Source organism: Acinetobacter gerneri DSM 14967 = CIP 107464 = MTCC 9824, assembly GCF_000368565.1.
GTDB lineage: Bacteria > Pseudomonadota > Gammaproteobacteria > Pseudomonadales > Moraxellaceae > Acinetobacter > Acinetobacter gerneri.
Genome location: NZ_KB849537.1, coordinates 305,315 through 326,236, shown reverse-complemented (window position 1 = coordinate 326,236; position 20,922 = coordinate 305,315). Strand labels below are relative to the sequence as shown.

Sequence of the window (20,922 nt, the reverse complement as noted above, 5' to 3'; positions counted from 1 at the left end):
AAGTGCTTAAAATCTGGGTGTTTGTAGTCTAGGTATTTAAGTGATGTAAAACTGCCCAATATCAGTCATGCTTAAAACTGATATTGGACAGTTGAAATTCTATTCAAAATGATTAATTTTAAAATACAAAAAATCTAGCATTATTTATTTAGCGCACATAAATTATAAAAATCCAAGCACCTCACCAACTGTTGATCAAGGATATTTTCCAACAATTGTTTAACGGCCGTTAAGCACATTTAAAATCTACATCATGCCTTCTATCGGTAGCCATGAAATCATCTTAATCCCTGCTCTTTGCCACCATTTCATCCGTGGTTCTTTATTATAAATTTTTGTGCCATTGGGTACGTTTTTAATCCAATTGATTTGATTATCTGGATTAAGCACCAATTTATATGCATATTTTTTTAGATTGGCATCCATCGTATTGTGCACTGCTCTTGCCAGAGGTGGGCTATTGAGGATCACACCGATTTCAGTGTTGAGATTGGCTGAACGGGGATCAAAATTGAATGAACCAATGAAGACTTGTTTTTCATCCAGAGCCATCAATTTTGCATGCAAGCTAGAACGGCTTAAACCTTTTAGACTGATTTTGACTGACTTAGAGATTTCTTCAGTATTTGAGTTGAGGTTTGCAGCATCTATTGCTGGTAAAAATTCATACAACTCAACACCATGTTTGAGTAGGTCTACTCGATATTTTTGATAAAAAGCATGCACTAAAAAAACATCATTGGCTTTAAAAGAGTTGGTCAATACACGAACTTGAACACCTTCTTGAGCGAGATCATTTAAGCGTTCTGCGCCTTTTTTTTCTGGCACAAAATAAGCTGAAATCAGATCAACGCTATGTTCAGGTTTTTCCAAATTTTTAGTCAATTGGAAGTTAAGATGCTCTTCTTTTTTGGCTTTTGCTCTGATTTTGTCAGGAGAATCTTTGACGATTTCTGCCTTAACCCAATCAAGTTGCACATTGTGCTCTAACCAATTTTCAAAATCATTGGATTTGTTGGATAAATTTAGATAATTTTGCGTGGTAATATCATCATAATTTTTTTCAAGTTGTTCTTTTAAATCATAATAACGTAAGCGATGTTTGTTTGAGTTGACGATATTTTGCACATTATAGGCATAGCTATTATTCCAATATTCATCAAAAGAATGTGAAATGTCATCTACCGCTTGACCGACCAACATCACGTCTACATCAGAAAATTGATAATTATCACTGGCATTATAATATTGATTAGTCATATTTCGACCACCGATCAGAGCCACCTGATTATCCGCAATAAAGCTCTTATTGTGCATGCGTCGATTAATACGTTTTAAATCCAGTACCATATCAATAGGGCGTACTGAACGAAAACGGTAGGGGTTAAACAGTTTTACTTCTATATTTTGATGCTGACTGAGGGCTAGATAGATGCCTTCCATGGATTTGGCATTATTATCATCAATCAATAAACGGACTTTTACGCCACGATCAGCCGCTTGTATGATTTTATACAATGCCAGAGCGCCAATCTTGTCGTTGTCCCAAATATAATATTGTAGGTCTAAAGTTTTTTGTGACTTTTCAATCAAATGGATACGCGCTGCCAAAGCCTCAAGTGGATCATATAAAACATGAAATCCTGTCAGATCAGAATTTTTCTCTTTGAGAGGCGTGACGATTTGTGCAAGTTCTGTATGTGAAGTGTCAGTGTCAAACGCATATTGTATAGGCTGCGGAGTTTGCTTTGGTAAAGTGCTGCAAGCAGGTAAAGTAAGTACAAGGCAGCTGCTGAGTATCAACGCTGCTTTTCGCTGCTGCACTTTGTTTCGCTCTTGTGCTGATTGAGTTTGTTTTAAAATTTGCGTTCGATCCATAATTTTTGACTTACAACACTTCTGGCTAGAGTATAATGACAATGTCATAAAAGATAAACATAGGGCAGACAGGGAAGAATTTCCTAAGTTTAGAGATTAATATGTGGACAACCCAATCTATCATTCTGTATTTTTACATTTGCTTTGCAATCGTGGCCGTTTGGGGCGTTGCTCAAGCTTGGGTAAGTCAATCTAGAACTGAAACAATTCATCCATTTAAGTCATTTGTCCATTTGCTTGCATTTTACTTATCTTATTTATTATTTCCGTTGTTATTTTTTAGCGTGTATGCGGGTTGGGTGGATTATTTTTCGACCCAAGAAAGCATCTTCTTGTTTTTATTAAGTTGTTTGTTGATCTATGCACGATTTATCGAGCCACATTTTGTCAAAGTTAAACATTTAAAATATAAATTGAGCCCCGAAGATGCTTTTCATCAACCTGTCAAAGTAGCTTTGATTGCGGATTTACATATTGGATTATTTTCAGGGCATGAACGCCAGCTTAAAACCATTGTCAAAAAAATAAATCAGGAAAATCCTGATATTGTCGTTGTTGCTGGGGATTGGACTTACGAACCTGAAAATAAGCTTTGTGAAGAATTGGCAGTGCTCAAAGAGATCCACGCACCGGTTTATTCGGTCAATGGCAATCACGATGAACAGTATCCAGGTCCACCGATCCAAGCTTTATTACATAACGCTTTAGAAAGTAATAATGTGCAGGACATTGAAGGCAAGATCGTTGAGTTTGATGGCTTTCGTTTGATTGGAATCGGGGATCTGTGGGCAGGTAAGACAGATATGCGCTACATGCCTGATCTCCCTCAAGACAAACCTTGGCTGATTTTATCGCACAATCCTGATACGGTGGATATGGTGCCAAAACTACCGACTCGTCCACTGATGTTATCGGGACACACGCATGGCGGGCAGGTTGAGTTGCCTTGGGTGACCAATTACATCATGAAAAAAGTTTCGATTTTGGGGCATAAACGCGGCTTGTATAGCCATGAAAATGCGGATGTCTTTGTCACAGTCGGGACTGGTATGGTCGGCGTGCCATTTCGTTTTCGTGTGCCACCCACGATTGATATTATTGAGTTGTCTTAACAGCATTTAAAAATGCATTTTAGTTATGCTCGTGTGTTATTAACGTAGCAAAAGACTGATCACCATACCGATCAGCATAAAAAAGATCACAATTTTAAATAAGCTTAAACCTGATTTATTCTTTTCAATGCCTTGCGTCTCAGGCGTTGATGAGGATTCAGGTTTTTGTGGATTTGAATGGCTTGAAAATGCACTTTTGTTTTTAGATGTATTATTGAAAGGCTGTTGCCAGTGATTTAAATTTTGCATTTGCTCCACGACATCTTTGGCTTCTTTTAAGCCCAAGTCAGAGTGATCTTTGACATATTTGACTGCTTCGATTTTCCGATTTTGTTGAATCAGGTCTTTGAGTTCTTGTAATTGTTGATCCTTAAAAGTGACTTTAGCACCGTTTATATGGATCGAAAATGTTTGGCTTGATTGAACTGAAGAAAAATTATTTTGTTTTGAATGATTTAAAAAATCTGAAAACTGAGCAAAATTAGAATTATTTTCTAAATTATCCAGCATTGCTTTGGCTTGATTTAAATCCATATTTGAATGATCTTTGATGTATTTAATCGCTTCTACTTGGCGATTTTCTTGGATCAATTGCATGATATTTTCAAAATCTTCATTGTTAAATGCATACTCGATCTGACTGGTCGAGCTAAAATTTTGGCTGTGTTGGGTATTTGAAAAAGCGTGATTGACTGATTCAAAAGAGCTTGCATCTGAGAACTTCTCATTTGAGCGCTCTGGGCCTGCATGCATGGATAATGCTTCAACCAAATCTTTGGCTTCTTTTAAGCCTAGACCTGCCTTATCTCTGAGTAATTTGATCGCTTCGATTTTTTGATCTTGCTTGATCAGATCTATTGCATCTATGAGTGTTTGATCTTGAAGATCATCTAGAAAATTGTTCATGTGAAATCACTTATTATTTTAATAAAAATCAGCATAAACAATTTTATGATAAATAAAATGATTTTTAACAAGAAAACAAAAAAGCCAGCAAAAGCTGGCTTTGATGAAAAATGATGCTTTAAATCTGGTTATTTACATCATCATTTTTAGTTTCACGGATTGCGATAAAGGCAAGCAATGAAAGAATCGATGCAGCAGTAAGATAATAACCAACTGCATAAAGACCATAAGTTGTTGCAAGTTTTGTCGCAATCAATGGTGCAAAAGATGCACCGAAAATGCCAGCAAGGTTAAATGTCAACGCAGAACCTGTGTAACGTACTGAAGTTGGGAACAACTCAGAAAGTACAGTCCCGATCGGACCATAAGTCATACCCATGATGGCAAGACCAATACACAAGAACAAGAATACAACGACGATACTGCCTGATTCGAGCATGCTAGAGAACACTAAACCGAATAGAGCAGAAACGATACATACCCCGATAGAGGTTGCACGACGACCAAATTTCTCAGCGAAAACTGCAGAAAGTGGAATAAATGCAGCAAAGCAAAGTGTTGCGAAAAGCTGTAATTCTAAGAACTGACCACGGTTATAACCGAGTTTGGTTGTACCCCAGTTGAGTGCAAATACAGTCGTCAAATAGAACACAACGAAAGTACAAATGGCAGCAATAGTACCTAAAATCAACATTTTCCAGTGTTTAGTCATTACTTCTTTAAACGGAATGTTGACTTCTTTTTGCTTATTTAACACTTTTTGAAAAGCAGGTGTTTCATGCAATTTTAAACGGATGTATAGCCCCACGATTACAAGTGCAGCACTTGCAATAAACGGAATACGCCATCCCCATTGCATAAACGCAGTATCAGACATTGCTGAGTTTAACAATAAGAATGAACCTGTCGCTAAAATAAAGCCAATTGGTGCGCCAAGTTGAGGGAACATACCGTACCAAGCACGTTTGCCTTCTGGTGCATTTTCAGTTGCAAGTAAAACGGCACCACTCCATTCACCGCCAAGTCCTAAGCCTTGACCTAAACGACAAAGCGCAAGTAATAATGGGGCAACAATACCAATTTGATGATAAGTCGGAAGTAGACCGATACAGACTGTAGAAATCCCCATGGTGAGGAGGGCAGCAACCAATGTGGCTTTACGACCAATACGGTCACCTAAATGTCCGAACAGCGCCGCACCGATTGGGCGTGCAATAAACGCAATAGCAAAAGTAGCTAAAGACTGAATTGTCGCAGTCGTTGGATCTGTACTTGCAGGGAAGAACAGATGCGGAAAAATAATAACGGCTGCGGTTGCATAAATATAAAAGTCAAAGAATTCGATTGTTGTACCGACAAGACTTGCAAATAAAACACGTGTTTTAGAATTGGTTTGAACTTCTGATGTTGCGGTAGATGATGATAACGCCATGGTGGACCTTACACTTTGTAAAATTAAAATTCGTTTTCTAAAGCGTAATCTTTTTAAAAAAGGCGTAATTTCTTAAAAAAACAACGGGAATAATAATCTAATTTCTCTCACTCAGGGTCGCTGATATTTAAGGTCGATTAAACTATATAACGTAAAGATAGATGGACAAAAATTGTGTTCCTGCACCAATCAATACAAAAATATGCCAGATTGCATGAGTATATCTTACTCTTTTTAGAGCATAAAACAATGCTCCTATCGTATATGCCAAGCCACCTATGATCAAAAGTCGTAAACATTCGGGGCTCAAATAATGTTTCATATCATCCATAACGAAGATCGCAAGCCAGCCCATGACCAAATAAGCGATTAATGAAATTTTATTAAAACGATTGATGAAAACTAACTTGAAAAGTGTACCAATTATGGCGATAACCCAAAGCGCGATTAGCAAATAATGTGCTTTGGCGGTTGGGATCGCGATTGCCAAAAAAGGCGTATACGTTCCTGCGATGAGATAGTAGATTGCGGTATGGTCCAATTTCTTAAACCAATAACGCTTATGTGGATCGGTTGCAAAATGGTAGAGAGCAGAGCTAGAAAATAACAAAATCATGCTGAATGCATACACCCATAAGCCGAAATTTTGACCTGCAGGTAGATAATGCCCCTTTAAAAGCATAAAAATACTGGCAATAACAGCCAACACTGCGCCAAGTGCATGACTTAGCGCATTAATTTTTTCTTCTCTCGGATCGTAAATGTCTAAATTTTGAGAAGTCATAGTTATAAATTTTCTTAAAAATACAACTGTATAATAATGTAAGTTTTACCTTTATGCGAAGAAGTTTTAAAATAAAAACGTAAATAGATTTGAGTTTAAAATATGTCATCAGTGGTCGATCTTTCAACACAAGAACAGCAATTTCTGCAAGAAGTTCAGCAAGCCATTGAAACTCAAAGTTTTGATCGCTTAGTTTTAAGTCAATATAAAGGCGAGTTGGCTGAGTTAGAGAAAATGAACTTTAGAGTCATTTTGCTACAAAATGAACAATTTTTAAGCTGCCTATATAAGTATAAGACCCAAGACATCACTAAAAATTATCCTATTGGTGAGGCATTGAACATCATTTCACCTCTATTGGCCGAATGTAAGCAAGCCAATTTATTTAGTCAGGATGCTGAGATTCAGCTCAAAAAAAATAAGAAAAAAGCCATGCTGAGTATTCATAAAAATCCAAACTCAAATAAAACTACGACGCAAAAAAATGAAGCGGTGATTGCTCATGACCGTGAGAAAAATCGTTATGTGGAACAACATCGTCCATTTCTTCAGCATTTAGGCATTACCGATGAAAAATCCAATATCGTGCCGAGCATGGCGCGAAAGTGGAAACAGATCAATAAATTTGTAGAAATTTTCTCCGGTGCTTTTGATCAAATCAATGCGGAACAGGATGAAATCAGAATTGTAGATTTTGGTTCAGGCAAAGGCTATCTCACTTTTGCTTTATATGATTATTTAAAAGAACAAAAACATAAAATGCCACATATTACAGGCGTTGAATTACGTTCAAATTTGGTGGAATTTTGCCAAAATATCTCGACAAAAGTCGGTTTTGAACATTTGGATTTTTTCCAAGGTGATGTGCGTACATATCATCCTGAACATTTAGATGTGATGATTGCCTTGCATGCATGTGATATCGCAACTGATTTTGCGATCCATACAGGCATTCGTTTAAATGCTTCAATGATCATGTGCGCGCCATGTTGTCATAAAGAGCTACGACCACAGTTGCAAAGCCCAGAAGTATTGAAGCCAATGTTGCAGTTCGGGATACATGCAGGGCAGCAGGCTGAAATGCTAACAGACACGATTCGTGCTTTATTGCTCAAAGCTTATGGCTATGACACTAAAGTTTTTGAGTTTGTGGCACTCGAACATACCAGTAAAAATAAAATGATTTTGGCTACAAAACGCAAAGATTTTAAAGCTCCAGATCAAAAAGTTTTACAACAAATTGCAGCACTGAAAAGCATGTATGGTATCCAAAAGCATAGCTTAGAATTGTTACTCAACGATCAACTTGAAATCCAAGATGTAGGGTGTAAATGTTAGATTTGGCTGTTTGATATCGAAGCTTGCTATATTGGGTTGTTGCACATTTCAAAAACGATAAATGAAAAAAAGCAGTCAATTGACTGCTTTTTCTTTAATAAAAGTAATCTGATTTTAAATGCTTAATCAGCAGCATCTTCACCTTGATCATCCATAGATGGCTCTTCCGAATCGTCTTCTGCACCCATCATTTTTGCTAAAGAGCCAGGGAAGTAACGACGATCATCCATCTCAGGTACAAGCTGTTCGTCTTCTTTGTGCAGTAAAATTGCAGTATCAAATGCTTGGCTTGGAGATGTTTTTAGAAGTGTTGCTGTCCAATTCATCAATTTAGCAAAAGTGACGGCTTTGCTTTCCTTTTCATTCACCTCAGGTTTTTTCACGCTATCCCAGTTGATATTTGGAATCTTACATTTCAAAGGAATGTTGTAACTATTGGCATCGGGTTGGGTGACTTTTGGCTGGACTTGGCAACTACGCATAATATCGCTTTGCGCATTGATAAAATTATCAATTGCACTACCCACAAGTTTTTGATCTTTTGGATCGGTGATTTCTTCAAATACACTGGCTTTTAGTTGTTCTGCAGGCGTTGGAATAGATGGTGATTCTTGTAGTCTTTTCGCTGCTTCAGCATTGGAAATATTGGCAATTGCTGCGGTAAATTTGATGATATTGTCTTTACTCTCATTTTGTTTTGGACTAAGTGCAAGGATCATATAGCTCGCCAAGCTTTTCGCTCGATTGATTTCAGCTTGATCTGCATGCGCAAAAGAGGTACCAAGTAGGAAGGTCAAAGGTAAAATAATTTTTGTCAGTTTTTTCATCGTGGTTTCGTCATTGAAAGCATTTTTTGAATGAGAATAAACTAACATATTTCATTTAGATTGGTTTAATTTTTTAGTTTTTTTAATGTTTATGCATTTGCATTGATATTTCATCAACCAACTCAAGATCACGTAAATATCAGGATTTAAGAGGATTGACTGAAATTAGTCTTAAATGAAAAGAAATAACCCGAAAGTTATTTCTGATGCCATTTTTCAATTGCATTTAACCCAGTTTCTAAACCGACTTGATAACTGTACTGTAGTTTTTTCGGGTCTTTACAGAGTCTTCCTGCCAGTTTTTTGTCATCAGGTGGGCAGATTTCAATGATGCGTTGTTGCTGATTTTGTCGAATAAAATCAACAGCTTCATTATAACGATCGCATCGGGTTTGCAAACTTTGCGCAAAGCCTCGATTATTTTTATACAAATACTTTGCTAAAAATTGATCGCCTTTGCTACCAGCCTTGAAATAATTTTCAGGGCGAGTACGAATCACCATGACATTTTCGACGTCTTGCTGACTAGCTGCCCATTTCACTGGCAAAGCATCGGCAACACCACCATCAAAGTATGGCTCACCCATAACATCAACGGCATGGCGTGTCAGGACAGGAATCGAACTCGAAGCACGTAGACCATCAATGATATTGTCTGAACCCGCACGAAGATATTCGGCTGAACCTGTTCTAGCATGGGTCAATACCATATAAAAATCAGGGTTTTGCTCAAATAAAGTGTGTTGATCAAGTGGAGTTTCTTGTTCAACAACATTCCACATCCATTCTAAATCAAGTAGATCACCGCCTTTTAGAAAACGTCCATAACGTATAAATTCGGGACGTAGAGAGTGATCTAAATAAAAATTGATGGTACGACCTTTTTGCTTGGCAAGATAATTTGCCATATTGGTTGAGCCCGAAGATACACCCACAAAAACATCGAATGGATTGAAATTTTCAGCCAAAAAGGCATCCAATACGCCACAGGTAAATGACCCGCGCATACCGCCGCCCTCAACGATGAGGGCATTTCTAGATATTTTCATTGCAGATTATTTGTGTGCGTTTTCGCCGTCGTGTTGCATATTTTTCATTTCAGCATCAGACATTTGCATATTTGAATGCTGAGTTTGCTCTGATGAACCATTCATTTGATGAGTAGCCGTTTGTTTGTTTTTTTGACTTGGCATATAGTCCGGTTCATTGGTCATTGCTAAGTAGAAAAAGCCCAAGAAAAAACAGCTAAGAATCGTGGCAATGAGAATCGCTTTCCAACCTTTTTTCTCTGAAGAAGTAATACTACTCATAAGATGGACCTTTCAGCTTTACAATGGAAGATAGTGTTACTTTATATCATAAATCCAAGCAAAATCGGATTAAAATATTTTAAAAGACGTATTAAAATTAAGTGTATTTTTTATAAGCAATTATTTAACTATCATGTGAATAGTATTTTATATATCAGATGAATTTAGTATTTTCCCATATTAAATATTTGATTTTTATCATGAATGTTCTTGTTAATTCGCAATAAATTATGTGTAAAGACCACAAACCTTAAAAAATGCCTAATCAGTTGATTAGGCATTTTTAATATTGATGGTTTAATTGGCTGATTATTTGATTGGCTGATTTGAAGCAGCAGCATCTTTTAGCTTTTGTGGTGCTTTAAAACGCTCGCCATATTTTGCTTCAAGCTCATTGGCACGTTTCAGCGCATTTTCTAAACCATATTGATTTAAAAATTGTAGTGCACCGCCTGTCCATGGCGCAAATCCAATACCAAAAATAGAACCGACATTACCATCGACCACAGATTCTAAAACACCTTCTTCTAAGCAGCGTAAAGTATCGAGTGATTGAACGAAGAGGAAACGATCAATCATTTCTTGTTCAGCGATCGGCGTGTTTTTATTCCAGTGGCTTAAGCCATCCCATAAATGTTTTTTGCCATTTTCAGGATATTCATAAAAACCTGCACCTGCCGCTTTACCTTTACGATTGAACTGGTGAATCATGCTTTCAATCACGTCATCAGCTCCTGAACGTGGCAGATCTTTGCCTTCTGCTTGGAGTGCTTCACGCGTTTCTTTTGCAACATGCTCAGATAGCGTTAGAGATACTTCATCTTGAATCGCAAGTGGACCGACAGGCATACCTGCTTTAAGTGCTGCCATTTCGATTTTGGCAGGATGTACGCCTTCTGAAAGTAGACGTAAACCTTCTTGAACGAATGTTCCAAATACACGGCTGGTAAAGAATCCACGGCTGTCATTCACCACAATCGGTGTTTTACCAATTTGTTGCACATAGTCATAAGCTTTCGCTAGTGTTTCAGCAGAGGTATTTTTACCTTTGATGATTTCTACCAATTGCATTTTGTCTACAGGGCTAAAGAAATGTAAGCCGATAAAGCTTTTATCATCTTTGCTGGCTTTGGCTAAACCTGTGATTGGCAGGGTAGAGGTATTTGATGCAAATACGCCACCTTCAACCAAATATTGTTCTGCTTCTTGTGTCACTTTGGCTTTAAGCTCATGATTTTCAAAGACAGCCTCAATGATTAGGTCTACACCTTTTAAATCTTCTGCATTTGCAGTTGGGGTGATTAAACTTAAAATCTGATCGCGTTTTTCAGCCGTCATACGACCTTGAGAAACTCTTTTATCAAGTAGTTTTTGGCTATAGGCTTTGCCTTTTTCTGCATTTTCAAGCGATACATCTTTGAGAATGACAGGGATACCTTTGATCGCCGTAGAATAAGCAATACCCGCACCCATCATGCCTGCACCAAGCACAGCAACTTTAGTCGCTTGCCATTTTGCAACATCTTTAGGTCGACTTGCGCCTGACTTGATTGCATTTAAACCATGCCAGAATGTACCGATCATGTTTTTAGACACTTGACCTGTCGCAAGTTGAGTAAAGTAGCGATTTTCGATACGAAATGCAGTATCTACATCAACTTGAGCACCTTCAACTGCTGCTGACATAATCGCTTCAGGCGCAGGGTAGCAACCTTTGGTTTTGTCGCGAAGCATGGCAGGTGCAATCGCAAGAACTTGAGCAACTGCAGGAGTTTTCGGATCTCCCCCCGGAATTTTGTAACCTTTGACATCATAAGGTTGTTGTGACTTTGGATTGGCTTTAATCCAAGCAACTGCTTTGTCCAGCATATCTTGTTCAGAATCTGCCAATTCATTGACAAGTCCTAAAGATTTGGCTTTTTCTACACCAAATTGTTTTCCTTCCATCAAAAATGGAAATGCATTTTGCAGACCAAGCAAACGCACCATACGAACCACACCACCACCACCCGGTAGTAGACCTAAAGTCACTTCAGGCAAACCAAGTTTGGTTTTAGGGTCATTCAGTGCGATACGATAATGGCAACTCAGCGCAATTTCCCAACCACCGCCTAAAGCCGTACCGTTGATTGCAGCAACAACTGGTACGCCTAAGGTGTCGATGGCACGTAGATCAGCTTTGAGTTCTGCTGTCATGTTGAAAAATTCTGTTGCTTTATCTGGCGTCGCCAAAATCAGCTCATCCAAGTCACCTCCAGCAAAAAAAGTTTTTTTCGCTGAACGGTAAATTACGCCTTTAAGATCTGTTTCTGATTTGAGTTTGCTGACCACATTTTCCAAAGCTACACGGAAGTCTGCATTCATGGTGTTTGCAGATTGGTTGGGTGAGTCCATGGTTAAAATAACAATGCCATCACTATTTTTTTCGTATTGAATTGCGCTCATTGTTATTCTCCTTATACCAACTCAATGATGGTTGCGATACCCATACCACCGCCAACACATAGTGTTGCTAAACCACGTTTTTTGCCTTGACGCTCAAGCTCATCGAGCAATGTTCCTAAAATCATCGCGCCAGTCGCACCTAGTGGGTGACCCATTGCGATTGCACCACCATTCACATTGACTTTTTTCGGATCGACTTTGAGTTCATTGATAAAGCGCATCACAACCGCTGCAAATGCTTCATTGACTTCAAAGAGATCAATGTCATCAATCGTTAAACCTGCTTTTTCTAGTGCTTTACGAGCAGCAGGTGCAGGGCCAGTCAACATAATAGTTGGGTCAGTACCGACCAGTGCCGTTGCTAAAACTTTGGCACGTGGTTTTAAGCCTTGTTCTTTGACCGCTTTTTCAGATGCAAGTAGTACCAGTGCAGCACCGTCAACGATACCAGACGAGTTACCTGCATGATGCACGTGATTTATTTTTTCAGCTTCTGGGTATTTTTGCAGTGCAACAGAGTCAAAGCCCATTTGCCCCATCATTTCAAAGCTAGGATTGAGTTTTTGCAAACCTTCAACGCTTGAACCTGCTTTGATAAATTCATCTTTTTCTAAAATCATCACGCCAGAATGATCTTTTACAGGCACAACTGATTGATCAAAATAACCATTGGCTTGGGCTGCAGCAGCTTTCTTTTGAGAATTGACTGCAAACTCGTCTACATCTTGACGACTATAGCCATCTAAAGTTGCAATCAGATCAGCACCGATGCCTTGTGGTAAAAAATGCGAAGCCAAGTTGGTTTCAGGGGCAAGTGCCCAAGGACCGCCATCTGAACCCATCGGGATACGTGACATAGATTCTACGCCACCTGCAACAACCAAATCTTCCCAACCTGAACGTACTTTTTGTGCAGCCAAATTCACTGCTTCAAGCCCTGAAGCACAGAAACGGTTGATTTGAACCCCTGCAACGTCATCATTCCAACCTGCAGCAATAGCAGCAGTTTTGGCAATATCCCCACCTTGATCGGCAACAGGTGTCACACAACCTAAAACGATATCATCTACTTTCGAAGTATCGAGATGATGGCGATTTTCTAATTCATGTAATAAGCCAATCAGTAAAGAAATAGGTTTCACCTCATATAGTGAACCATCTTTTTTCCCTTTTCCGCGTGGCGTGCGAATGGCGTCAATGATATATGCCTCGCTCATACGATTTCCTTTTTATTCAAATAAATTTGTTATGGTGTTTTTGAGTCTAATCATTCGGTGCTGAAGTGCAATGACGAGAACGGATGGGTCAAGTGATATTTTTGGTCAATTGTGATGAGACAAATCTTTCGAGTGAATCATTTCAACTCTAGCTCAAACATTTTACTGTATTGCTGTTGTGTGCTTTTTGTTCAAAAAAAAGCCGAATAAATAAAAATGGGATAGGGTGAAAGTGAAGCATTGATTGATTAAAAAATTATTTTTCGAAATAAATCCTAAATCTCTTTCTAAGTAGAAATAAGGAGCCAAAAATTGTCTGAACAAATCGCAAAACAGCAGATCGGAATATTACATGGTGTTGAAATCGCCTTGGTGGCTTGGGATGGTGTAGATGCAGAAGTTGATTTGTCTTGTGCCTGTATGTTTAGTCATGAATTAGGCAAAGCAGAGCCTATCGGAGGCTTAGCACATTTAAATCAAGCTTTAGACAATGCATTGCTTAACTTACGTCAAGGCGGTCAATTTAAGGCTGAAAAAGGAGAAACCCTTTTCATTACTTTGCCTTCGTCAGAAATCAAAGCCAAATGTTTGCTTGTTATTGGTATGGGAAATCCAGAACAATGGTCAGTTCAATCTAGCGCAGATGCCGTTGCAGTTGCTTTGAGAACTGCCCAACAACATCAATTTCGGAGTGTTGCTTTTGCACCTAGCCTTTTAGACAGCGGTGTTGAAATCCAAGGAGATTTGGATGCTGCCATGTTAAAAGCATTGAAAAAAGAACTCGAAGCTCAGATTCGTATCAGTGAATTAGGCTTAAATCCATACCTAAAAATTGAGTATTGGTCTTTTGATGCTGGTCTAAATAAATTTGATGAAAAAGCACAACGTTTTAAGCAGGCTTTTGCAGATTTAAACAAATAAACAAAATATCTTAGATTTGGAGTAAACGATGTCAGCAGAACACGATCAATTGATAAAAGCTCAGGAAATACATTTAGTTGATGAAAAAGGTCAAACTCGAATGGTTTTATCAACGGCAAAAGGTTTTCCATCATTTCAACTTTTGGATCCATCTGGAAATATAAACTTAGATTTAAAGCTAGATGAGCAAGGATTTCCAGCAATTGTGTTGAATAATCCCAATCAGCAATATGCGTCAACCAAGCTTGAAGTCGACGCTAAAGGCACGCATCTCAAATTTGATCATGCTAATGGTGCATCAAACTATTTATTTTTAAATAATGAGGGAACTTCAGGGCTTGTGATGCTTGATCGGGATTCAGAGCGACGTTTTAATATTTTGGTTGATGAAAATGGTGAGTTAACTATGACGAAAGATCAGTAAAAAAGCCTAGGATCAACTAGGCTTTTTTATTTCAAAGATCATTTTTTAGTGATAACCATGCAACTGACGATATAAGCCAGGTGTTACACCAGTCCATTTCTTAAAGGCACGGTGGAAAGTTGAAGTTTCACTAAAGCCTACTTGTTGAGCGACATCTTCCAACGTCAAATCTGGATTTAACAATAGGTGAATCGCAGCATCACGACGTAAGGCATCTTTGACACCTTGATAGCTTTTACCTTCCGCAGCTAAGCGACGACGTAGCGTTTGTGGAGATAAATACAACATTGAAGCGACATCATTCAATGTTGGCATTTCCTCACCGATTTGACTCTTCAAGACTTCACGAATACGTGAAGTGAGAGAGTTAGTATTTTTAAACTTCACCAATAACTGTGCAGGTGCAGCCTTTAAAAACTCTTCTAAAGATGCATCATCTTGGCGAATCGGTAAATCTAGATAGTCCGCAGCAAAAGTGATCTCTGTACGAGGCATATCAAACTGCATCACAGGTGCAAAGAACAGGGCATCATATTCATCTGCATGATTGGGTCTAGGATATCCAAAATGAACACGCTCAAGTGGAATACGACGTTCAATTAACCAAGAAGCCAAACCATGCCAAATCATCAACATACTTTCAGTGATGAAATGATCAGGGTCCATGGTTTTTGGAATCAGTGGAACAAGACGTGCTTCGTGTTTATCACGCTCTAAAGATACGGACCATTCATCGCCGAACAATTTATAAAATTGCGATGAAAGCTCCAGTGCATCCCCCAAAGTTTTTGCGTGAATAATCAACTGACACATAATGGCAAAACTGCCCAAACGACGTGGTTGAATATCAAAACCCACGTGTTCATCTTGCGTCACCATCCATAACATTTTCACAAAGCGAGTATATTGTTCTGGTGAAATACGCGCCTTAGGTTGACGAAGAAGCTCAGCCTCAATCCCTACGTGTGATAATAATGTTTCAACATCCATGCCTAGATGCTTAACGCCTGTGAGGGCAGCATTCACGAAATGGATACTAATCGTATCACGGCTCATGTTTAATCCTTCAGTTTCTTTTGTGTTCACTCGCATTGACCTAAATGACGCATAAAAAATATAAATTGGCAATTTACAGCAAGGTAAATGCTCTTTTTACATCATAAATTGCCGAAATGATCAAGGTAAATGGCTGAACATGACATTGTTTTAAGAGATTTATATTTCTATTATGGGGTAATAATCAACATAAAATTGGTAAAAATAAGTATGACAACAGCTTTAAATGGATTGAAAGTACTCGATTTTTCAACTTTATTACCGGGACCTTTTGCGACGATGTATTTGGCTGATATGGGTGCCGAAGTCGTGCATATCGAATCTCCGACTCGTCCAGATCTCATTCGAATCATGCCACCGTATGCAAATGGGCAGGCAACATCGCATAGTTATTTGAACCGCAATAAACAATCTATTGCATTGGATTTAAAGGATCCAAACAATGTTGAATTGGTTAAACAAAAAATATCAGAATTCGATATCGTCGTGGAACAGTTCCGTCCGGGGGTGATGCAACGTCTAGGACTTGATTATGCAACTTTGTCTGAAATTAACCCTAAACTAATTTATTGCTCGATCACGGGATATGGTCAAACGGGAAGTTTTAAAGATAAAGCGGGTCACGATATTAACTATATTTCTTTGTCAGGCATAGCAGGGCATTGTGGACGTAAAGCCAGTGGTCCACCGCCGATGGGTATCCAAATTGCTGATGTTGCAGGAGGTTCATTGCATGCTGTGATCGGGATTTTAGCGGCAGTAGTGGAACGACAAACGAGCGGTTTGGGGCAATATATTGATATTTCCATGACGGATTGTGTGGTGGGCTTAAACAGTATGGCTGCCTCTGCAAGCTTGGCGGGTGGTCAGCTACAGCAAGCTGAAACTGAAGCATTAAATGGTGGAACATTCTATGATTATTATGAAACCAGTGATGGTCGATACCTCTCTATTGGTAGCTTAGAGCCTCAGTTTATGTCTGGGCTAGCCATGGCATTGGAGTTGCCTATTTTATTGGAAAAAGGAGCTTCTTTTGATCTCGACGATCGTCAAGCAGTTAAGCAGGCGATCGCTGATAAAATTAAGAGCAAAACATTGAATGCTTGGAAAAAGCTGTTTTCTAGTTTAGATGTGTGTGTAGAACCTGTCTTGAAACTCGAAGAAGCACTTGATTCTGAATTGTCTTCGGAGCGTGAATGGGTCGCTCAAGTTCCACTTAAACTTGGCTCCCCTGAAACCGAAGCTCAGTTGGCATTTCCGATCAAATTTTCTCGTTCAAATGCCGAGTATAAGTTTGTTGGTCAAGCTTTAGATGAGGGAAAATGGTGATTATCTCCGCACTATTAAGCTAAAATTACAATTTAATCATAAAAGTAACAATTTGTATGAATTGTTACTTAATAATAAAGCGTAACATAATAAATAATTACAATAAGATATAAAGGTTAGCAATCATGAAGAGATTAAGTAGAAATCAATGTCTCTATATCAGTCTTGTATCTCTTGGTTTATCCAGTTCCGTTTTCGCAGCAGATGCCTTTGATCCAAATAGTCAATGGATGTTGGGCGATTGGAATGGTCAAAGAACTGCGTTACAGCAACAGGGTTATGATTTTAGTTTCGGTTATACAGGTGAACTCGCCAATCAGTGGGATGCAAAGCATAGTGGCGGGCATCCTACACAGTATTCGGATCAGTTTGCCTTAGGCGCTCATCTGGATCTAGAAAAAATTGCAGGTTGGAAAGATACTGAAGCTCAGATCACAGTGACTGAGCGTAATGGTCGTTCATTGTCACAGCGTTCAGAAGCTTTGCAAGGACACCTTAGTTCGACTCAAGAAGTTTGGGGACGTGGTCAGACTTGGCGTTTAACTGATTTGTGGATCAAAAAGAAATTTTTAGATCAAAAGCTAGATGTTAAAGTCGGTCGTTTTGGTGAAGGCGAAGACTTCAATACTTTTGACTGTGACTTTCAAAATCTGGCACTTTGCGGCTCGCAAGTAGGTAACTGGGTTGGCGACCAATGGTATAACTGGCCTGTTAGCCAATGGGCAGCACGTGTGAAATACAACTTAACGCCAGAAGTATTTGCTCAAGTCGGGGTTTATGAATATAACCCTGAAAATTTAAAACGTGGCAAAGGCTGGAATTTGAGTACTGACGGCTCACATGGTGCGATTATTCCTCTAGAAGTGGTATGGCAACCCAAACTTGATCTAGGTCAAGGCGCATTACCGGGTGAATATCGTGCGGGCTATTATTACAGCACAGCCGATGCTGAAGAAATCAAAAATCCAAGCCAAACTGACCATAAACAAGGTGGCTGGTTGGTATTGAAACAACAACTGACAGCTCATCATGGTGATGCAAACCGTGGTTTGACGGGCTTTGTCAATGTGACAGTGCATGACTCAAAAACCAATAGTGTTAACAATATGCAAAATATTGGATTGGTTTATAAGGGGTTACTTGATGCACGACCTAAAGATGATATTGGGGTGGGTGTTGCTCGTATTGAAGCGAATGACGATCTCAATAATCAATTGGATAGTGAATATAATGCCGAAATTTATTATGGCGTACATGCAACAAACTGGTTAACGGTTCGACCAAATATCCAATATGTCCGCCATGTCGGTGCTTATGATCATGGTGAAAATGTTTGGGTAGGCGGTATTAAGCTCGTAACAGCATTCTAGTTTTTAGATTGAATTTTGAATTAGGCTTGATCTGAAAATATGCAATGTATCCAAAGACAAACTGATTCAAAATTCAAGCACTAAAAACAACAATTGGTTCCATGCCGCTTTCAGGCTGGAAAGTTAAAATCTAAGAAAATAAAGGTGGTTACTATGACAAATCCATCTCAACCTTCAGGATTTCGAACTTTTGTCGTGGTTGTTTCTGCGATATTTGGTTTGTTTTTATTGATTGGTGGGATTTGGCTGGCAGCTATAGGTGGATCTTGGTATTACATATTTGCTGGGATCTTATTTTTAGCCACAGCCATTTTACTTCAACGCTATAAAAGTTCAGCTCTTCTGGTCTATGCATTTCTCGTTTTAGCCTCTGTGATTTGGGGACTATGGGAAGTCGGATCAGATTTCTATGCACTTGCTCCAAGACTCGATATATTGGGTGTTTGGGGATTGGTGTTGTTAATTCCTGCCGTAACTCGTGGTTTTGTTAAAAGCTCGGGTGCAAAACTTGCGCTTACAGGTTCTTTGGCGCTGACCATTTTAGTGATGATTTATTCACTCTTTAATGATCCGCAAGAAGTACGTGGTACGCTTACAACAGCACAGCCTGCAACGGTTGAGCCTACTCTCGGTGTTGCTGATGATGATTGGCCAGCTTATGGTCGAACTCAAGAGGGAGTACGTTATTCTCCACTCAATCAAATCAATGACAAAAATGTCAAAAATCTAAAAGTCGCTTGGACTTATCATACCGGCGAAGTTAAAACTGACAATGATTCGGGTGAAACAACCAATCAGGTAACACCAATCAAAGTCGGCAATAACATGTATATTTGTACGACACATCAACGATTGATTTCATTAGATCCTGCAACAGGTAAAGAAAAATGGGTCTATGATCCAAAACTGAAAGCAGATAATACGTATCAACATTTGACTTGTCGTGGCGTTTCTTATTTTGATGCAAGCAATACTGCAGGTTTTGCTGCAAGCTTGCAAAACAAAAAATCAAGCTCTACAGAATGTCCTCGTAAAATTATTTTACCGGTCAATGATGGTCGTTTAGTCGCAGTCAATGCGGATACAGGTAAGGCATGTAGCGATTTTGGTCATGATGGTCAAGTTGATCTACAAAAAGATATGCCATATCCATATCCAGGCGGTTATATCCCAACTTCTCCACCAGTCGTTACAGGCACAACGATTATTATCGGTGGATCAACTACGGATAACTTCTCAAACAAAGAACCTTCTGGTGTCATTCGTGGTTATGACGTCAATACTGGTGCTTTACTATGGGTATTTGATACAGGTGCTGAAAATCCGAATGCAATTCCTGCACCGGGTCAAACCTTTGTTAATAACTCACCAAATGCGTGGGCTCCATTGGCATATGATGCCAAACTCGATATTGTCTATGTGCCAACAGGTGTAGGTACACCAGATATTTGGGGCGGTGACCGTTCTGCATTGAAAGAGCGTTATGCAAACTCGATGCTTGCATTAAATGCGAGCACAGGTAAGTTGGTGTGGAATTTCCAAACGACACATCATGACCTTTGGGATATGGATGTACCATCGCAACCGTCATTGGCTGATATCAATGTCAACGGACAAAAAGTTCCTGCGATCTATGTCTTGACCAAAACTGGTAATGCTTTTGTACTTGATCGCCGTGATGGTAAAGCCATTGTGCCGATTACAGAAAAACCAGTACCACAAACAGTTAAATTTGGTCCACAAACCAAAGGCGAACATTATTCTGCTACACAACCATTCTCTGATTTCGATCTAGCACCTAAAGAGAAATTGACAGATAAACAAATGTGGGGCGCAACCATGTTTGACCAAATGATGTGTCGTATTTCCTTTAAACGTTTGAACTATGACGGTATCTATACACCACCTTCAGAAAATGGAACACTCGTTTTCCCAGGTAACCTTGGTGTATTTGAATGGGGCGGCATGTCAGTCAACCCTGATCGTCAAATTGCAGTGATGAATCCTATTGGCTTGCCATTTGTGACTAAACTGATTCCTGCCGATCCAAATCGTCCGCATACAGCGAAAGGTGCAGGTACAGAACAAGGCGTACAACCAATGTATGGCGCACCATATGGTGTAGAAATCAATGCATTCTTATCGCCATTAGGCTTACCTTGTAAACAACCTGCATGGGGCTATGTTGCTGGCGTAGATTTGAAAACACATCAAGTCGCTTGGAAACGTCGTATTGGTACAGTCCGTGATAGCTTACCGGGCATTCCATTACCGCCATTTAAAATGGGTGTTCCAATGCTTGGTGGTTCAATATCTACAGCAGGTAATTTGATGTTTGTAGGTGCGACTCAAGATGACTATATCCGTGCGATCAATGTAACCAATGGTGACGAACTTTGGAAAGGTCGTTTACCTGCGGGCGGTCAAGCGACACCAATGACTTATGCCATTAATGGCAAACAGTACGTGGTGATTATGGCCGGTGGTCATGGATCTTTTGGTACGAAAATGGGTGATTCACTGGTTGCTTATGCACTAGATTAATGACTTATCAATTCAATTTAAATAAAAAA

The 20,922-nt window shown here is 39.2% G+C and carries 17 protein-coding genes; 7 read left to right on the top strand and 10 right to left on the bottom strand.

The window, feature by feature from the left end:
- Nucleotides 1-246 precede the first annotated feature (246 nt).
- Nucleotides 247-1,824: a phospholipase D family protein gene (locus tag F960_RS03190; protein WP_373854964.1), complete on the bottom strand. Its 1,578-nt coding sequence runs from the start codon at nt 1,822-1,824 to the stop codon at nt 247-249.
- A gap of 155 nt (nt 1,825-1,979) precedes the next feature.
- Here F960_RS03190 and F960_RS03185 point away from each other — a divergent pair, with 155 nt between their 5' ends.
- Nucleotides 1,980-2,990 (top strand): metallophosphoesterase, encoded by a 1,011-nt coding sequence (locus tag F960_RS03185; protein ID WP_004857417.1) that lies wholly within the window; start codon nt 1,980-1,982, stop codon nt 2,988-2,990.
- Between the two features lie 39 nt (nt 2,991-3,029).
- On the opposite strand, the gene F960_RS03180 is transcribed toward F960_RS03185, so the two are convergent.
- The 3 genes from F960_RS03180 to trhA form a co-directional block, all read right to left on the bottom strand.
- Complete coding sequence (locus F960_RS03180; protein ID WP_004857415.1) at nt 3,030-3,896, bottom strand: ribosomal protein L7/L12; 867 nt, start codon at nt 3,894-3,896, stop codon at nt 3,030-3,032.
- 118 nt (nt 3,897-4,014) lie between these two features.
- Entirely contained in the window at nt 4,015-5,328 is a 1,314-nt protein-coding gene (locus F960_RS03175) for an MFS transporter (protein ID WP_004857411.1), read from the bottom strand.
- Between the two features lie 142 nt (nt 5,329-5,470).
- Complete coding sequence (trhA, locus tag F960_RS03170; protein ID WP_004857407.1) at nt 5,471-6,112, bottom strand: PAQR family membrane homeostasis protein TrhA; 642 nt, start codon at nt 6,110-6,112, stop codon at nt 5,471-5,473.
- Between the two features lie 102 nt (nt 6,113-6,214).
- Here trhA and F960_RS03165 point away from each other — a divergent pair, with 102 nt between their 5' ends.
- The gene (locus F960_RS03165; protein ID WP_004857404.1) at nt 6,215-7,450 is read left to right on the top strand and encodes a class I SAM-dependent methyltransferase; all 1,236 of its coding nucleotides are present in this window, start codon (nt 6,215-6,217) and stop codon (nt 7,448-7,450) included.
- Nucleotides 7,451-7,572: 122 nt separating this feature from the next.
- Here F960_RS03165 and F960_RS03160 read toward each other — a convergent pair whose 3' ends face one another.
- The 5 genes from F960_RS03160 to F960_RS03140 form a co-directional block, all read right to left on the bottom strand.
- Nucleotides 7,573-8,277 (bottom strand): hypothetical protein, encoded by a 705-nt coding sequence (locus F960_RS03160; RefSeq protein ID WP_154650719.1) that lies wholly within the window; start codon nt 8,275-8,277, stop codon nt 7,573-7,575.
- Nucleotides 8,278-8,474: 197 nt separating this feature from the next.
- The gene (locus F960_RS03155; RefSeq protein ID WP_020847013.1) at nt 8,475-9,326 is read right to left on the bottom strand and encodes a patatin-like phospholipase family protein; all 852 of its coding nucleotides are present in this window, start codon (nt 9,324-9,326) and stop codon (nt 8,475-8,477) included.
- A 6-nt stretch (nt 9,327-9,332) separates the two neighbouring features.
- On the bottom strand, nt 9,333-9,587 hold the full coding sequence (locus F960_RS03150; RefSeq protein WP_004857397.1) for a hypothetical protein: 255 nt from the start codon (nt 9,585-9,587) through the stop codon (nt 9,333-9,335).
- A 309-nt stretch (nt 9,588-9,896) separates the two neighbouring features.
- Nucleotides 9,897-12,032: a 3-hydroxyacyl-CoA dehydrogenase NAD-binding domain-containing protein gene (locus tag F960_RS03145; RefSeq protein WP_004857394.1), complete on the bottom strand. Its 2,136-nt coding sequence runs from the start codon at nt 12,030-12,032 to the stop codon at nt 9,897-9,899.
- An 11-nt stretch (nt 12,033-12,043) separates the two neighbouring features.
- Nucleotides 12,044-13,249 carry an acetyl-CoA C-acetyltransferase gene (locus tag F960_RS03140; RefSeq protein WP_004857391.1) on the bottom strand — a complete coding sequence of 402 codons (1,206 nt, stop codon included), beginning with the start codon at nt 13,247-13,249 and terminating at the stop codon, nt 12,044-12,046.
- Between the two features lie 312 nt (nt 13,250-13,561).
- Between F960_RS03140 and F960_RS03135 the strand changes: the two genes are divergently transcribed.
- A complete protein-coding gene (locus F960_RS03135) occupies nt 13,562-14,170 on the top strand; it encodes a M17 family peptidase N-terminal domain-containing protein (RefSeq protein WP_004857388.1) in 609 nt (202 codons plus the stop codon).
- A 28-nt stretch (nt 14,171-14,198) separates the two neighbouring features.
- Entirely contained in the window at nt 14,199-14,594 is a 396-nt protein-coding gene (locus tag F960_RS03130; protein WP_004857387.1) for a hypothetical protein, read from the top strand.
- A gap of 45 nt (nt 14,595-14,639) precedes the next feature.
- Here F960_RS03130 and F960_RS03125 read toward each other — a convergent pair whose 3' ends face one another.
- Complete coding sequence (locus tag F960_RS03125) at nt 14,640-15,650, bottom strand: AraC family transcriptional regulator (RefSeq protein ID WP_004857384.1); 1,011 nt, start codon at nt 15,648-15,650, stop codon at nt 14,640-14,642.
- Between the two features lie 210 nt (nt 15,651-15,860).
- Here F960_RS03125 and F960_RS03120 point away from each other — a divergent pair, with 210 nt between their 5' ends.
- The 3 genes from F960_RS03120 (at nt 15,861) to F960_RS03110 (ending at nt 20,893) form a co-directional block, all read left to right on the top strand.
- On the top strand, nt 15,861-16,979 hold the full coding sequence (locus F960_RS03120; RefSeq protein ID WP_020847014.1) for a CaiB/BaiF CoA transferase family protein: 1,119 nt from the start codon (nt 15,861-15,863) through the stop codon (nt 16,977-16,979).
- A gap of 125 nt (nt 16,980-17,104) precedes the next feature.
- Nucleotides 17,105-18,349: a carbohydrate porin gene (locus tag F960_RS03115; protein ID WP_004857378.1), complete on the top strand. Its 1,245-nt coding sequence runs from the start codon at nt 17,105-17,107 to the stop codon at nt 18,347-18,349.
- A 153-nt stretch (nt 18,350-18,502) separates the two neighbouring features.
- Nucleotides 18,503-20,893: a glucose/quinate/shikimate family membrane-bound PQQ-dependent dehydrogenase gene (locus tag F960_RS03110; protein WP_004857377.1), complete on the top strand. Its 2,391-nt coding sequence runs from the start codon at nt 18,503-18,505 to the stop codon at nt 20,891-20,893.
- Nucleotides 20,894-20,922 lie beyond the last annotated feature (29 nt).

Excerpts from the sequence above, each read along its gene's own strand:
- F960_RS03185 (WP_004857417.1), top strand. The coding sequence starts at position 1,980 with ATGTGGACAACCCAATCTATCATTCTGTATTTTTACATTTGCTTTGCA.
- F960_RS03160 (WP_154650719.1), bottom strand. The coding sequence starts at position 8,277 with ATGAAAAAACTGACAAAAATTATTTTACCTTTGACCTTCCTACTTGGT.
- F960_RS03155 (WP_020847013.1), bottom strand. The coding sequence starts at position 9,326 with ATGAAAATATCTAGAAATGCCCTCATCGTTGAGGGCGGCGGTATGCGC.
- F960_RS03110 (WP_004857377.1), top strand. The coding sequence starts at position 18,503 with ATGACAAATCCATCTCAACCTTCAGGATTTCGAACTTTTGTCGTGGTT.
- F960_RS03145 (WP_004857394.1), bottom strand. The coding sequence starts at position 12,032 with ATGAGCGCAATTCAATACGAAAAAAATAGTGATGGCATTGTTATTTTA.
- F960_RS03150 (WP_004857397.1), bottom strand. The coding sequence starts at position 9,587 with ATGAGTAGTATTACTTCTTCAGAGAAAAAAGGTTGGAAAGCGATTCTC.
- F960_RS03125 (WP_004857384.1), bottom strand. The coding sequence starts at position 15,650 with ATGAGCCGTGATACGATTAGTATCCATTTCGTGAATGCTGCCCTCACA.
- F960_RS03140 (WP_004857391.1), bottom strand. The coding sequence starts at position 13,249 with ATGAGCGAGGCATATATCATTGACGCCATTCGCACGCCACGCGGAAAA.
- F960_RS03165 (WP_004857404.1), top strand. The coding sequence starts at position 6,215 with ATGTCATCAGTGGTCGATCTTTCAACACAAGAACAGCAATTTCTGCAA.
- F960_RS03180 (WP_004857415.1), bottom strand. The coding sequence starts at position 3,896 with ATGAACAATTTTCTAGATGATCTTCAAGATCAAACACTCATAGATGCA.
- F960_RS03115 (WP_004857378.1), top strand. The coding sequence starts at position 17,105 with ATGAAGAGATTAAGTAGAAATCAATGTCTCTATATCAGTCTTGTATCT.
- trhA (WP_004857407.1), bottom strand. The coding sequence starts at position 6,112 with ATGACTTCTCAAAATTTAGACATTTACGATCCGAGAGAAGAAAAAATT.
- F960_RS03130 (WP_004857387.1), top strand. The coding sequence starts at position 14,199 with ATGTCAGCAGAACACGATCAATTGATAAAAGCTCAGGAAATACATTTA.
- F960_RS03175 (WP_004857411.1), bottom strand. The coding sequence starts at position 5,328 with ATGGCGTTATCATCATCTACCGCAACATCAGAAGTTCAAACCAATTCT.
- F960_RS03120 (WP_020847014.1), top strand. The coding sequence starts at position 15,861 with ATGACAACAGCTTTAAATGGATTGAAAGTACTCGATTTTTCAACTTTA.